At 74.4% G+C, this 13467-nt stretch carries 14 protein-coding genes; 6 read left to right on the top strand and 8 right to left on the bottom strand.

Going from position 1 to position 13467, the window contains the following annotated elements; translation table 11 throughout:
* The 4 genes from ATL31_RS12475 to ATL31_RS12460 form a co-directional block, all read right to left on the bottom strand.
* Positions 1–732: a hypothetical protein gene (locus ATL31_RS12475; RefSeq protein WP_101396052.1), complete on the bottom strand. Its 732-nt coding sequence runs from the start codon at positions 730–732 to the stop codon at positions 1–3.
* A 14-nt stretch (positions 733–746) separates the two neighbouring features.
* Positions 747–1541, bottom strand: coding sequence for a hypothetical protein (locus ATL31_RS16665; RefSeq protein ID WP_101396051.1), 795 nt, complete (start codon positions 1539–1541; stop codon positions 747–749).
* Positions 1542–1623: 82 nt separating this feature from the next.
* Positions 1624–2838, bottom strand: a complete 1215-nt coding sequence (locus ATL31_RS12465) for an MFS transporter (protein ID WP_101396050.1) — start codon at positions 2836–2838, stop codon at positions 1624–1626.
* Positions 2839–2867: 29 nt separating this feature from the next.
* Complete coding sequence (locus tag ATL31_RS12460; protein WP_245862392.1) at positions 2868–3317, bottom strand: MarR family winged helix-turn-helix transcriptional regulator; 450 nt, start codon at positions 3315–3317, stop codon at positions 2868–2870.
* Positions 3318–3399: 82 nt separating this feature from the next.
* On the opposite strand from ATL31_RS12460, the gene ATL31_RS12455 reads away from it, so the two are divergent.
* From ATL31_RS12455 to ATL31_RS12440, 4 genes are read left to right on the top strand one after another with little or no spacing between them, the layout of a single operon-like run.
* The gene (locus ATL31_RS12455; protein WP_101396048.1) at positions 3400–4332 is read left to right on the top strand and encodes a phosphoribosylaminoimidazolesuccinocarboxamide synthase; all 933 of its coding nucleotides are present in this window, start codon (positions 3400–3402) and stop codon (positions 4330–4332) included.
* 47 nt (positions 4333–4379) lie between these two features.
* Positions 4380–8282: a phosphoribosylformylglycinamidine synthase gene (purL, locus tag ATL31_RS12450; protein ID WP_101396047.1), complete on the top strand. Its 3903-nt coding sequence runs from the start codon at positions 4380–4382 to the stop codon at positions 8280–8282.
* 16 nt (positions 8283–8298) lie between these two features.
* Entirely contained in the window at positions 8299–8697 is a 399-nt protein-coding gene (locus ATL31_RS12445) for a DivIVA domain-containing protein (RefSeq protein WP_101396046.1), read from the top strand.
* 49 nt (positions 8698–8746) lie between these two features.
* Positions 8747–9085, top strand: coding sequence for a cupin domain-containing protein (locus ATL31_RS12440; RefSeq protein ID WP_101396045.1), 339 nt, complete (start codon positions 8747–8749; stop codon positions 9083–9085).
* 34 nt (positions 9086–9119) lie between these two features.
* Here the strand turns inward: ATL31_RS12440 and ATL31_RS12435 are convergent, their stop codons facing one another.
* Positions 9120–9920 carry a spermidine synthase gene (locus ATL31_RS12435; RefSeq protein ID WP_101396044.1) on the bottom strand — a complete coding sequence of 267 codons (801 nt, stop codon included), beginning with the start codon at positions 9918–9920 and terminating at the stop codon, positions 9120–9122.
* 59 nt (positions 9921–9979) lie between these two features.
* Between ATL31_RS12435 and ATL31_RS12430 the strand changes: the two genes are divergently transcribed.
* The gene (locus ATL31_RS12430) at positions 9980–10354 is read left to right on the top strand and encodes a sterol carrier family protein (RefSeq protein WP_101396043.1); all 375 of its coding nucleotides are present in this window, start codon (positions 9980–9982) and stop codon (positions 10352–10354) included.
* Entirely contained in the window at positions 10351–11214 is an 864-nt protein-coding gene (locus ATL31_RS12425; protein WP_342749474.1) for an LLM class flavin-dependent oxidoreductase, read from the top strand. Before ATL31_RS12430 ends, ATL31_RS12425 begins: the two co-directional genes overlap by 4 nt.
* Before the next feature lie 19 nt (positions 11215–11233).
* On the opposite strand, the gene ATL31_RS12420 is transcribed toward ATL31_RS12425, so the two are convergent.
* Genes ATL31_RS12420 through ATL31_RS12410 form a run of 3 tightly spaced genes read right to left on the bottom strand, consistent with a single transcriptional unit; the run spans position 11234 to position 13293 of the window.
* The gene (locus ATL31_RS12420) at positions 11234–12031 is read right to left on the bottom strand and encodes an anti-sigma factor (protein ID WP_101396042.1); all 798 of its coding nucleotides are present in this window, start codon (positions 12029–12031) and stop codon (positions 11234–11236) included.
* A complete protein-coding gene (gene sigK, locus ATL31_RS12415) occupies positions 12028–12630 on the bottom strand; it encodes an ECF RNA polymerase sigma factor SigK (protein WP_101397597.1) in 603 nt (200 codons plus the stop codon). Before sigK ends, ATL31_RS12420 begins: the two co-directional genes overlap by 4 nt.
* Positions 12631–12651: 21 nt before the next feature.
* On the bottom strand, positions 12652–13293 hold the full coding sequence (locus ATL31_RS12410; protein WP_101396041.1) for a fasciclin domain-containing protein: 642 nt from the start codon (positions 13291–13293) through the stop codon (positions 12652–12654).
* Positions 13294–13467 lie beyond the last annotated feature (174 nt).

Raw genomic sequence — 13467 nt, 5'->3', positions numbered from 1 at the left:
TCAGACCTCCGTGTGGAAGCGGATCTCGACCTCGCCGTACACGTCGGCCCGGGTCGTCCCGGGCGTGGCGGGGTCGTCGGCCGCCGGGGGTCGGACGGTGAGCCGCAGGTCGCGGATGGAGTCGAGCACGCCGGCGCTCAGCACCGGGCGCATCGTCACGAGCCGGTCCAGGGCACCGACGCGCACGGACGGCGTCACCGCCGGTGTCGGCGGCCGGGCCACCGCCGGGGCCGCCGCCGGGGTCACCGCGGTGCGTACCGTCGAGAAGGTCAGCTTCGAGCGCAGCGTCCCGCCGTCGACGACGACCTTGGGCATCCCGCGCCGGGCGATCTCGCGGATGCTCTCGAGCTGGTCCCGCGCGATGGCGAGCCGCACCGCCTCGGTCACCCGGGCGACCCCGGCCGCGGTCAGCCGCCGCCCCTCGACGTCACCGTCGGCCAGGACCACCCCGAGGTCGGCCAGCACGTCCTTGCGCGGCGCGGCACCCCCGACCACCAGAGCGGTGCCGCCGTCCGCGCCGGGGAAGGTGCGGCTGAGGGCGGCGGCCACGACGTCGTCGGGCACCGCCGTGGCCGCGAACTCCTCCGGCGTCATCGCGGCGGACTCCTCGACCGCCCGCCGGCGGTCCTCCTGGCTGGAGTGCGCCGCGACGATCGAGTCGAGCGTCTCCACCAGGAGGACCGCGACGAAGTCGGCGAAACCGACGTCCGCGACCGCTGGGGTGTCGGGCATGGCCGCGGACCCGCTCAGGCCTGGTTGAGCGGCAGGTAGTCGGTGTGGAAGTTGATCTTCACGCCACCGGTGATCTGCACGTCGACCCCCGAGCTGTTGCCCGAGACCGTGTCGGTGGTGCTGACCCGCACCGTGCTGAAGGCGGTCGAGGCCGAGGCCTTCACCCAGAGCGACACCAGGCCGCCGGACTTGGCGCTGGCCCGGAAGTCGAAGGCACTGCGCGAGTAGTCGGTGCTGTGGGTGCTGAAGTAGTCGGAGCCGTAGGCCCGGAAGTTCAGCCCGGTCTCGATCGAGCCGTTGTCGACGACGAGGCGCAGCATCCCGAGCTTCACCATCTCGACCAGGAGCGTGTACTTGTTCGCCGCGATCCGGATGGCGGCGGCCTCCTTGATCTTGTCGACGTCGGGCTGCGTGAGCTTCTTGGCCGTGGCGACCTTGTTGTCGTCGGCCACCCCGCCCCCGGTGACCTCGAGGGCCTTGTTGACGGCGGTGGCGTCGGCGGCGGTCAGGGTCTGGTCGACCGCGACCTTCGAGGGTTCGGAGGTCGCGGTGGCGTCGGCCGGCGGCGCCGCGGCCGAGAGGAGCTGCATGATCTCCTCGGGGCCGATGTCGTCCTTGGTGTCGTTGATGTAGGTCGTCAGCGTCTTCGCGGTCTCCTTGAGCAGCTCGATCTGCGCCTGCTGCTGGCGGATGTTGGACGCCACCAGCGCGTCGAAGACGTCGCTGACGAGCTTGCAGGTGAACTCCGGGAAGTTGATCTCGTCGAGCCGCGACGCGAACCCGATCGCGGCATCTCCTCCTGTGGCCATGGTGCTTCTCCCTGTGCGAGATGTGGCGCACGTCGGTCGTGCGTCCTGGGGAGAGGAGGGGGCGACGCGGGACGGTGATACCTCAGGCGGTGCCGACGGTGACGGCCTCGGCCTCGATCTCGGAGTCGATGCGCTCGGCGCCGTGTTCGGGCTGGGCGTCGATCGCCCGCACCAGCGAGTGGCCCGTGCTCAGTACCGCGACCGCCAGCACGACGGCCCCGGCGCCCACCCAGAACGGGATGTGCACCGACTGCTCGCCGAGCCGCCCGGCGAGCCAGGGCGCCACGGCCCCGCCGCTGAACCGCACGAAGCTGTACGCCGACGACGCCACGCTGCGCTCGACCGGCGCGACCTTCATGACGGTCTCGGTGATGAGGGTGTTGTTGATGCCGAGGAGGCCGCCCGCCACGACCACGCCGACCACGAGGACCCGCTTGTCGTCGGTCCAGATCGCCATGACGGCCAGCACGGCCGCGAAGCCCAGCAGTGCGCCCACCATCCCGACATAGGTCCCGACGTGGCGCTGCACCCAGGGGGCGATGAGGACCGAGGAGACGGCGAGGAACAGTCCCCAGCCGAAGAACACCAGGCCCGTGCCGTGCGCCGACAGGTCGAGCGGGAACGGGGTGAAGGCCAGCAGGGTGAAGAAGCCGAAGTTGTACAGCAGCGCGGTGACGCCGACGGTCAGCAGCCCGCGGTGGCGCAGGGCCTTCAGGGGCGCGCTGAGCGGTGTCGGCTGGGGCCGCTCGGCAGAGGCCGGGAGGGTGATCCACGTGGCGAGCAGCGCCACGAACATCAGGGCGCTGACCCCGAAGAACGGGTAGCGCCACGACATCCCGCCGAGGGCCCCGGCGACGAGGGGGCCGGCCGCGATGCCGAGGCCGAGGGCGGCCTCGTAGAGGATGATCGCCTGCGCCACCGAGCCGCGCGAGGCGCTGACGATGGTCGCGAGGGCGGTGGCGATGAAGAGTGCGTTGCCCAGGCCCCACACGGCGCGGAACCCGACGATGCCGCCCACGGTGTCCTGCGTCCCGGCCAGCCCGGCGCCGACGATGATGATCGCCAGCCCGATGAGCAGGGTCCGCTTGGCCCCGATGCGGCTCGACACCCAGCCGGTGATGAGCATCGCCACGCCCATGACGGCCATGTAGCTGGTGAACAGCAGCGAGACCTGCGACGGCGAGGCGCCGAGCTCGTCGGCGATGGGCTTGAGGATGGGGTCGACGAGGCCGATCCCCATGAAGGCGACGACGCAGGCGAACGCGACGCTCCAGACGGTCTTGGGTTGACGCCACATGGGCTCGGGGTCCCTCTCGGTGGGGGTGGTCAGGGGGTGCCGGTCAGGGCGGGGGAGGTGGCGCGGGTGGCCTCGACCAGCTCGGCCAGCAGGGCGACGGCGTCGCGCAGGCGGGCGGGGTCGGCGCCGAGGCCGGCCATCACCGGCTCGAGCGCCCGGGCGCGGGCACGGCGGGCCTCGCCCAGCGCGCGGGCGCCGGCCGCGGTGAGCGACACCAGGCCGGCCCGCCCGTCGTCGGGGTCGGGGACGCGGCTCACGTAGCCCTCGGCCTCGAGCCGCTGCACCTGGGTCGTCATGGTCGGCTGGCTGGTGTCGTCGGCGGCGGCCAGGGCGGTGACCCGGGCCGGGCCGAGCTCCTCGACGAGCGAGAGCACCCGGGTCTGGGCCCAGGGCAGCTCGAGCCCGGCGTGCCGGCTGGCCCAGCGCGAGATGCGCGCGGCCGAGCGGAGCAGGTCGTCGGCGAGGTCGTCCGTGGTCACCGCGCCACTATAGATAGATAGCCTATCTATCTCAAGTGGACGCGGCGCGACGGCGCCGCCCGGGGCTGGAAGGATGGCCCGCATGGCCGACGCCCCCGTGCCCGCTGCCCCCGCCCCGCTCGAGCTCCCCGGGTACGTGCCCGTGTACTCGGGCAAGGTGCGCGACCTCTACGCCCCGCTCCACCCCGCGACCGGCGCCCCCCGCGACGACCTCCTGCTGCTGGTGGCCTCCGACCGCATCTCGGCCTTCGACTTCGTCCTCGACCGGCCGGTGCCCGACAAGGGCGAGGTCCTCACCCGGATGTCGCTGTGGTGGTTCGAGCAGCTGGCCGACCTGGTGCCCAACCACGTGGTCTCGACCGACGTCCCCGACGCCGTGGCCGGGCGGGCCGTCCTGGTGCGCCGCCTCGAGATGCTGCCGGTCGAGTGCGTCGCCCGGGCCTACCTGACCGGCGGCGGGCTGCGCGAGTACCGCGCCGACGGGCACGTCAGCGGCCTGCGGCTGCCCCCGGGGCTCACCGACGGCTCGCGCCTGCCCGAACCGCTGTTCACCCCGTCGACCAAGGCACCGCAGGGCGAGCACGACGAGCCGATGTCGTACGCCGACGTCGAGGCCACCCTCGGCCCGGCACTGGCCGCCCGCGTCCGCGACCTCACGACCCGCATCCTGACCCGTGGCAACGAGCTCGCGGCCGAGCGCGGCATCCTCATCGCCGACACCAAGGTCGAGTTCGGGCTCGAGGGCGGCGAGCTCGTGCTGGCCGACGAGGTCCTGACGCCCGACTCCTCGCGGTTCTGGCCCGCCGACCAGTGGGAGCCCGGCCACCCCCAGCCCAGCTTCGACAAGGAGTTCGTCCGCGAGTGGCTCCTGTCGCCGGCCAGCGGCTGGGACAAGGCGTCCGGCGAGGCGCCCCCGCCCCTGCCCGACGACGTCCTCGAGCGCACCCGGGCCAAGTACGTCGAGGCCTACGAGCGGCTCACCGGCCGGCCCTTCGCCGCCGGGCCGGTAGCCTGAGACCGGCACCCCGCCACGCCGCCGCACCCTCGGGAGAAACCCCCGCCATGGCCTCGTCGCACGTCCCCGTGCTGACCACCGTCCCCGGGGGCGCCGCCCTCTCGAGCTTCCGCGCCGCGGGCCTGCTGGCCCGCCTGCGCACGGTGGCCGACCAGGTCACCGGGGTCGGTGCGCGCCACGTGCACTGGGTCGTCAGCGACGCCGCGCTCGACGACGACACCGCGGCCACCGTCACCCGGCTCCTGGCCTACGGCGACCCGTGGGCGGACCCGCCGGTGGGGGAGCACGAGGCCCTGGTCGTCGTCGCCCCGCGCCTCGGCACGCTCTCGCCGTGGGCGAGCAAGGCCACCGACATCGCGCACAGCTGCGGGGTCGACGTGCGCCGGGTCGAGCGGGTCACCGAGTACCGCATCGCGTCGGCCACGCCGCTCAGCGAGCGGCAGTGGGCGGCCTGCGCCGACGTCCTGCACGACCGGATGACCGAGTCGGCGCTGCCCAGCCGCGAGGCCGCGGCCGCGCTCTTCGACGAGCGCGAGGCCGAGCCGATGGCGCACGTCGACGTCCTGGGGGGCGGGCGCGAGGCGCTGGCGGAGGCCGACCGCACCTTCGGCCTGGCGCTCTCGGAGGACGAGGTCGACTACCTGGTCGAGGCGTTCACCGGGCTGCGCCGCAACCCCACCGACGTCGAGCTGATGATGTTCGCGCAGGCCAACTCCGAGCACTGCCGCCACAAGATCTTCAACGCCGACTTCGTCGTCGACGGCGAGCCCCAGCCGCGCTCGCTGTTCGGGATGATCCGGCACACCGAGGAGGTCGCGGGCGCCGGCACCGTCGTGGCGTACAAGGACAACGCCTCGGTGATGGAGGGCAGCCGCCGGGTGCGCTGGCTGCCCGAGCGCCCCGACGGGCCCAGCCCCTACCGCGGCCGCGAGGACGACGTGCACGTCCTCATGAAGGTCGAGACCCACAACCACCCCACGGCCATCAGCCCCTTCCCGGGGGCGGCCACCGGCGCCGGCGGGGAGATCCGCGACGAGGGCGCCACCGGCCGCGGGAGCCAGCCCAAGGCGGGGCTCACCGGCTTCGCGGTCTCGAACCTGCACCTGCCCGGCACCGACGAGCCGTGGGAGAGTGAGGAGTACGGCGCGCCGGCGCACATCGCCAGCCCGCTCGACATCATGGTCGAGGGCCCCATCGGCGCCGCGGCCTTCAACAACGAGTTCGGGCGGCCGGGGCTGGGGGGCTTCTTCCGCGTCTACGAGCAGACCGTCGACGGCGTCCGCCGCGGCTTCCACAAGCCGATCATGAGCGCCGGCGGCCTCGGCACCATCAGCGCCGACCTCACCGAGAAGGTGCTCTTCCCGGCGGGCACGCTGCTGGTCCAGATCGGCGGTCCGGGGATGCGCATCGGGATGGGCGGCGGGGCGGCGTCCTCGATGGCGGCCGGGGCCAACGCGGCCGAGCTCGACTTCGACTCCGTGCAGCGCGGCAACCCCGAGATCGAGCGCCGCGCCCAGGAGGTCGTCAACCACTGCTGGAGCCTCGGCGCCGACGGCAACCCCATCCTCGCCATCCACGACGTGGGGGCCGGTGGGCTCTCGAACGCCTTCCCCGAGCTCGTCGACGGCGCCGGTCTCGGCGCCCGCTTCGACCTCGGTGCGGTCCCGCTCGAGGAGAGCGGCTTGGCCCCGAAGGAGGTGTGGTGCAACGAGTCCCAGGAGCGGTACGTCGTCGCCATCGCCCCTGAGTCCCTCCCGTTCTTCGCCGCGCTGTGCGAGCGCGAGCGCTGCCCGCACGCCGTGGTGGGGGTGGCCCGCGGGGACGGGCAGCTCGTCCTGGCCGACGGCCTCGACGACCGCGAGGGCGAGGACCGCCCGATCGACATGCCGATGGAGACGCTGCTCGGCAAGCCGCCGCGGATGACCCGCGACGTCGCCCGGGTCGAGCGGCGCGGCGACGACCTCGACGTCGACGGGCTCGACCTGCGCGCGGCCGCCTTCGCCGTGCTGCGGCATCCCACCGTGGCCTCGAAGCGCTTCCTGGTCACCATCGCCGACCGCACCGTCGGCGGCCTGACCCACCGCGACCAGATGGTCGGGCCGTGGCAGGTGCCGGTGGCCGACGTCGCCGTCACCCTGGCCGACCACGTGGGTTTCGCCGGCGAGGCCATGGCCAGCGGCGAGCGGATGCCGCTGGCCGCCCTCGACGCCCCGGCCTCCGGCCGGATGGCGGTGGGCGAGGCGCTCACCAACCTGCTGGCCGCGCCCGTCGCCGCGCTCTCGGGGGTCAAGCTCTCCTGCAACTGGATGGCCGCGTGCGGCGAGGACGGCGAGGACGCCGCGCTCTACGACACCGTGCACGCCGTGGGGATGGAGCTGTGCCCGGCCCTGGGCATCTCGGTGCCCGTGGGCAAGGACTCCCTCTCGATGCGCACCCGCTGGGCCGACCCGGTGACGGGCGACGCGAAGCAGGTCACCTCGCCGGTGTCGCTCGTCGTCACCGCCTTCGCCGCCCTGCCCGACGTGCGCGGCACCTGGACCCCCCAGCTGCGTGGCGACTCGGTGCTGCTGCTGCTCGACCTCGGCGCCGGGCGTGACCGGCTCGGCGGCTCGATCCTGGCCCAGGCGTCGGGCGCCTTCGGCCGCGACGTGCCCGACCTCGACGACCCGGCGCGCGTGACGGCCCTGGCCGCCGCCCTCGCCGACCTGCGGGCGCGCGACCTCGTGACCGCCTACCACGACCGCTCCGACGGCGGGCTCTGGGCGGCGGTGTGCGAGATGGCCTTCGCCGGCGGGATGGGGGTCGACGTCGACGTCCGCTCGGTCGAGGCCCTGTTCTCCGAGGAGCTCGGCGCCGTCCTCGAGATCCCGGCCGACGGGTACTCCGAGGCGCAGGAGGTCCTGGCCGACCACGGCCTGGCGTCGCTGGCGCGCCCGGTCGGTGCCCCGAACGCCGACCGGCGGGTCCGGGTGCGGGTCGGCGGCGAGCGCGTCCTCGACGAGACCGTGCGCGACCTGGCGCAGGCGTGGGACGAGGTGTCGTGGCGCATCTCGGTGCTGCGCGACAACCCCGGCTCGGCCGACGAGGAGCACGCGGCCGTCGGCGCCGACGACGACCCGGGCCTGGTGGTCGCGCCCAGCTTCGACCCCACCGACGACGTGGCCCTGCCGTACCTCGCGACCGGGGTGCGGCCCAAGGTCGCGGTGCTGCGCGAGCAGGGCGTCAACAGCCACGTCGAGACCGCGTTCATGCTCGACCGCGCGGGCTTCGACGCCTACGACGTGCACATGACCGACCTCCAGGCGGGGCGCTTCGATCTCGCCGACGTGCAGGGTCTGGTCGCCGCCGGCGGCTTCTCGTACGGCGACACCCTCGGTGCCGGCGAGGGCTGGGCCCGGTCGGTGCTGTTCAACCCCCGCCTCACCGAGGCCTTCCGCGGCTTCTTCCACCGCGACGACACCTTCGGGCTCGGGATCTGCAACGGGTGCCAGATGTTCGCCGCGCTGGCCGACCTCGTCCCGGGCGCCGAGGCGTGGCCGCGCTTCACCCGGAACCGGTCCGAGCAGTACGAGGCGCGCCTCACCCTGGTCGAGGTCCTCGACTCCCCGTCGGTCCTGACCGCCGGGATGGCCGGGAGCCGCATCCCGATCGCGGTGGCGCACGGCGAGGGCTTCGCGAACTTCTCGGCCCGGGGCGACGCCGCCGCCGTGCAGCGGGTGGCCCGCTTCGTCGACCACCACGGCGAGCCGGCCACGACGCATCCGTACAACCCGAACGGGTCGCCCGGCGGCCTCACCGCCGTCACCACCACCGACGGCCGGTTCACGGCGATGATGCCCCACCCCGAGCGGGTCTCCCGTAACGTCCAGCTGTCGTGGACCTCGGGCCCCGTCGACGACGAGAGCCCGTGGCTGAGGATGTTCCGCAACGCCCGCGTCTTCGTGGGCTGACGAGAGGGGTGGGCCGGTGCTGACGCCGGAGGACGTGCTGAACAGCCACTTCACGACGACCCAGCTGCGCGAGGGGTACGACGAGCGCGAGGTCGACGACTTCCTCGACGCGGTCGTCGCGAGCATGCGCCACCACGACGGCATCCCGGCCGGGCGCAAGCAGCGCCTGGTCACGGCCGCCGACGTGCGTGCGGCCCGGTTCACCACCACCCGCCTCCGCCGGGGGTACGAGATGTCCGACGTCGACGCGCTGATGGACCGCGTGGCCGCCGCCCTGGACGCCCTCGAGAGCGGACGCGGCGCCACCCCGACCGTGGGGACCGGCTCCGGGCGGGCCGTCCCCGCGGTACCCGGGGCCACCGAGCCCCTCGGCCGGCGCCTGCTGCGGGTGCTGCGGGGTGAGCCCCGCGGTTGACCGCGCTCGGGCCCTGGTGTCGCAGGCCGCCCGGTGGGACCCTGGCGTGGTGAGCGATGACGACCGGCAGCCCCGCGGGGTCACCGTCGAGCTGCTGGCCACGGTCGACCTCGGGCGCGAGATCGAGGGACTGGCCGGCTACGTCCTGCGGATGCGGCGGGTCACCATCGCCCCCGGGGGCGTCTTCGGGCCCGAGCACGACCACGTCGGCCGGCCCGGCACGGTCGTCGTCCTCCAGGGGGTCGTCACCGACCACCGCGACGGCGTGAGCACCGACTACGGCCCCGGCCCGGGCTGGCCCGAGGACCGCGACACCCGGCACTGGCTCGAGAACCGGGGCTCGGTCCCCGCGGTCGAGATCTCCGTCGACGTGGTGCGGGCCGAGTGACGGCCGTCCGCCCGGCGTGGCGACGGCTCCCGCCTCAGCGGCGGCGCCAGCCCCCGCGCGAGGGCGGCTCGGGCGACCGCTGCGCGTCGTCGTCCCCGAAGGGCCGCGCCCCGGGCACCTTGCGGGCGACGTCGGCCCACGGCAGCACGCCGGTCGGCAGGGCCGCGGAGGCCGTGGCCCGGCGCAGCGTGAACAGGTCGAGGGGGCCACGGGTCGCGACCAGCACCAGGTTGCCGAACCGGCGCCCCTTGAGCACCTCGTGGAGGCCCACGAAGGCCGCCGGACCCACGGCCTCGACCGCCCCGGCGGCCACCCGGGCCGCGTAGCGCAGCCCCGGCTCGTCGGGGACGTTGGCCAGGAACAGGCCGCCGGGCACCAGCACCCGCGCCACCTCGCCCAGCCAGCCGCGGTGCGTGAGCCCGGCCGGCACCCGCCCGTCGTCGAAGGCGTCGAGGACGACCACGTCGGCGCTGGCGTCGGCCAGGGCCCCGAGGCCCTCCTCGCCGGTGACCGGCCGCACCCGGATGCGGTGCCCCCGCGGCAGCGGCAGCTCTCGGCGCACGGCCTCGGTCATCGCCGCGGCCGGCTCGAGGACGATCTGCGGCGACCCCGGCCGGGTGTGCTCCAGCCAGCGCGCCAGGGTCAGGGCGCCCCCGCCCACATGGGTGGTACGCAGCCGGCCCGCGGGGGCCAGCGCGTCGACCGCCAGGGCCAGGTGCTGCACGTACTCGAACGCCAGCACGGTGGGGTCGTCGGGGTCGACGGCCGACTGCGGCAGCTCGTCGAGGATGGCGGTGACCAGGCGGCCCTCGCGCTCGAACCGGGGTTCCTGCACGCTCGGCAGCCTACGGCGGCACCGCCCGGCCGTCCGCGCCCGCCGGTAGCGTGGGCGCCATGCCTCCCCGCCGCCGTACCGACCCCGGCGCCGGCCGCGCCGCCCTCCTGAGCTGGCACGCCGACCCCGAGGGCACCGACCGGGCCACCCGGGCCGCGGCCGTGCGGCACACCCTCGAGGAGCTCGCGGCCCGCGCGCCCGGCAACAGCGTCGAGGTACGGGTCCCGCCCTTCGGGGTCGTCCAGTGCGTCGAGGGCCCGCGGCACACCCGCGGCACCCCGCCCAACGTCGTCGAGACCGACGGCGAGACCTGGCTGCGTCTGGCCACCGGCGACCTCGTCTGGGCCCAGGCGCTCGGCGACGGCGTGCTGCGGGTCAGCGGCACCCGGGCCGACCTCTCGGCGCTGCTGCCCCTCACCGGGGGCACCGCGTGAGCGCGGCCCTGCGGCACGGCGTCGTCCTGCTCACCGACGAGCCCTGGCGCGAGACCGCGCCGCGCTGGAAGGCCGTCGAGGAGCTCGGCTTCGACCACGCCTGGACCTACGACCATCTGGTGTGGGGAGGCCTGCCCGACAGCCCGTGGCTGAGCGCGGTGCCCACGCTGGCAGCCGCGGCGGGGGTGACCCAGCGCATCGGGCTCGGCACCTTCGTGTCCTCGCCCAACCAGAACCACCCCTACACCTACGCGCGCGACGTCATCACCCTCGACGACCTCACCGGCGGCCGGTTCCTCTGCGGCGTCGGGACCGGCGGCGACCTCGACGCACGGCTGCTCGGTCAGGACCTCACGCTGCGCCGGCGCGTGGACCGCTTCCACGAGTTCGTCCCGCTGCTCGACCGCCTGCTGCGCGAGGACCACGTCTCGCACGAGGGCGAGTGGTACCGCACCGACGACGCCCGCACGCTGCCCGGCCCGGTGCGTCACCGCGTCCCGCTGCTGGTCGCCGCCAACGGGCCGCGGTCGCTGGCGCTGGCCGCCGCTCTCGGTGACGGCTGGGTCACCTACGGCGGTCGGGGCGAGACCCTCGACGCGTGGTTCGACCACGTGGCCGGGCTGGTCGAGCGCTTCGACGAGGCCCTGGCCGAGCAGGGCCGCACCGGGCTGGGCCGCTACCTGTCGCTCGACTCCTCGCCCCGGTTCTCGCTCGAGTCGGCCGGCCTCTACGCCGAGATGGCGGGGCGGGCGGCCGCGCTCGGCTTCACCGACGTCGTCTGCCACTGGCCGCGCGCCGAGGGCCCGTACGCGGGCGACCCCGCCGTCCTCGAGGAGGTGGCGGGGTCGCTCGGGCGCTGAGCCGCGCGGGGCGTGCCGGTCAGGCGACGGCCATCACCATGATCGGGTCACTGGTCGGTGCGGGCGACCCGCCGGTCGGCTCGACGGTGACGCCGACCGCCGTGGCGCCGGTGAGACTGCCCGCGAGGACCGCCTCGGCGCGACCGTCGCCGCCCGGGGTGATGAACCCGGCCGAGCGCGCGACCTCGTTGGAGCCGACGTACCAGAGCTGGTAGGTGCGGCCGTCGGGCGCCGGGGGCATCCCGGTGACGGTGAGGGCCGAGCGGTTCAGCTCGCGGCTGTAGGCCAGGGTGGCGGTGACGGCTCCCTTGTGGCTGGTGACGGTGGCGGCGTCGGAGGCCTGGGTGACCTGCTGGAGCGCCGAGAGCGTGGTCTGGTCCGACGACCAGGGGCTCCACGCCGCCACCCCGCCCACGGCGAGGACGGCGGCGGCGGCCGCGGCGGCGATCCAGGTGGTGGTGCGGCGGAAGAGGGGGATGACGGTGGCGCCGGCCCGGGCGACCCCGGCCTCGCCGCCCATCGGGGTGGTGGCGTCGACGAGCGCGGGCTGGTCGTGGACGACCTCCTCTGCCGCGTCGACCACGAGCGGGGGCAGCGGCCGGACCTGGGCGATGCCCGAGAGGACCACGCTGCGGAGGGAGGCGGGGGGGCCGGCCTCGGTGAGGACGGCCATCGCGTGCGCCGCCACCGACAGCTCGGCGACCTCGGACCGGCAGGCGTCGCACTGGGCGAGGTGCGACTCGAACGCCGAACGCTCGTCGCGGTCGAGGGCGTCGACCGCGTACGCACCGCTGAGATGGTGCAGATCGGGGCTCATGCCGGTACTCCCAACGTGTCCCGGAGACGGATGAGTCCGTCCCGGATTCTGGTTTTCGCTGTTCCGAGGGGCAGACCGAGGAGCTTGGCGACCTCGGTGTGCGTGTAGCCACCCAGGTAGGCGAGCTCGACGGCGCTCCGCTGCGCCTCGGTGAGGGTGCTCAGGGCCTTGCGGACCCGTTGCGCCTCGAGGGAGGCCTCTGCGGCCTCCGCGGTCTCGTCGAAGGCGACCGCCTGCGCCGCGCTGGCGTGGGCGTCGTCCCGACGACGCGAGGACTCGCTCGACCTGACCCGGTCGACGGCCGCCCGGTGGGCGATCGTCATCAGCCACGAGAGGGCGCTGCCCTTCTGGGCGTCGAACCGGGCGCTGGTCCGCCACACGTCGAGGTACACCTCTTGGGTGACCTCTTCCGACATGGCGTGGTCGCGCACGATCCTCAGCACCAGCCCGAAGACGCGGCGCGAGGTCGCGTCGTACAGGCGGGCGAACGACTCCTCGTCGCCCCTCGCCGACCGGCGGAGGAGCTCCGCCAGGTCCGGTGAGGAGGCAGCCGCCCCCCCGGAGTCCGAGGTGGTCGGTACCGGGGAGGCGGCTGTCATGAGATACATCATCGCTGAAGGTCAGCTCGCGGGGACGAGAACCTTGTCGATGATGTAGACCGTGGCGTTCGCGGTCTGCACGTTGCCGCAGACGACCTTGGCGTCACCGGGGGTGACGGTGAAGTCCTCACCGGAGCCGCTGACGGTGATGGTCTTGCCCGAGAGGGTCTTGTGCTCACCGGCGAGCTGGTCCGGGCTGAGGCGACCCTCGACCACGTGGTTCGTCAGGACGGTGGTGAGCAGGCCCTTCGGGTCCTTCATGGCCGCGTCGAGCGTGGCCTTCGGGAGCGCCGCGAAGGCGTCGTTGGTCGGCGCGAAGACGGTGATGTCCTTGGCCGAGTTCAGCGTGTCGCCCAGGCCGGCCGCGGTGACCGCGCTGACCAGGGTGGACAGGACCGGGTTGTTGCTGGCGGCGGTCGCCACCGGGTCCTTCGCCATGCCGTCGAACGAGCCGGCGCCGTCGGCGGGGACCGCGGAGCAGGCAGCGCCGAAGGGCATGTCGGTGCTGGCGGAGCTCATGGTCTCCGACGGGGTGGCGGCGGCCGAGCTGGAGGTGGCGGCGGACGAGCCGGTGCCGGTGCTGCCCGTGTCCGAACCGCACGCAGCGAGGGTCAGGGGGAGGGCGAGCGCCAGGGCGGCGACCGTGATTCGGGTGGTACGCATCGGAGGTGCTCCTTGCGGATCGGGTTTCTTGCTTCGTACGGGAGTAGTTCGGAACCCCGAGGAGGCCGGATTGGGTGGACCGGAACTTTTTTCGTGGCCCAGGTCACGGTTGGTCACGGGGTGGTGGCGCAGCTCGGACGCGGTGGTGACGGTCGGGGCGGGGCGCGCCGGAAC

Origin of the sequence: Phycicoccus duodecadis, from assembly GCF_002846495.1 — a bacterium.
GTDB classification, from domain to species: Bacteria; Actinomycetota; Actinomycetes; order Actinomycetales; family Dermatophilaceae; genus Phycicoccus; species Phycicoccus duodecadis.
Note: the sequence above shows the minus strand (reverse complement) of the source record. Positions and strands in the feature narration are given on the sequence as shown.

Coding starts and splice junctions, on each gene's coding strand:
- ATL31_RS12475 (WP_101396052.1), bottom strand. CDS start 732: ATGCCCGACACCCCAGCGGTCGCGGACGTCGGTTTCGCCGACTTCGTC.
- ATL31_RS16665 (WP_101396051.1), bottom strand. CDS start 1,541: ATGGCCACAGGAGGAGATGCCGCGATCGGGTTCGCGTCGCGGCTCGAC.
- ATL31_RS12465 (WP_101396050.1), bottom strand. CDS start 2,838: ATGTGGCGTCAACCCAAGACCGTCTGGAGCGTCGCGTTCGCCTGCGTC.
- ATL31_RS12455 (WP_101396048.1), top strand. CDS start 3,400: ATGGCCGACGCCCCCGTGCCCGCTGCCCCCGCCCCGCTCGAGCTCCCC.
- purL (WP_101396047.1), top strand. CDS start 4,380: ATGGCCTCGTCGCACGTCCCCGTGCTGACCACCGTCCCCGGGGGCGCC.
- ATL31_RS12430 (WP_101396043.1), top strand. CDS start 9,980: ATGCCTCCCCGCCGCCGTACCGACCCCGGCGCCGGCCGCGCCGCCCTC.
- ATL31_RS12420 (WP_101396042.1), bottom strand. CDS start 12,031: ATGAGCCCCGATCTGCACCATCTCAGCGGTGCGTACGCGGTCGACGCC.
- sigK (WP_101397597.1), bottom strand. CDS start 12,630: ATGACAGCCGCCTCCCCGGTACCGACCACCTCGGACTCCGGGGGGGCG.
- ATL31_RS12410 (WP_101396041.1), bottom strand. CDS start 13,293: ATGCGTACCACCCGAATCACGGTCGCCGCCCTGGCGCTCGCCCTCCCC.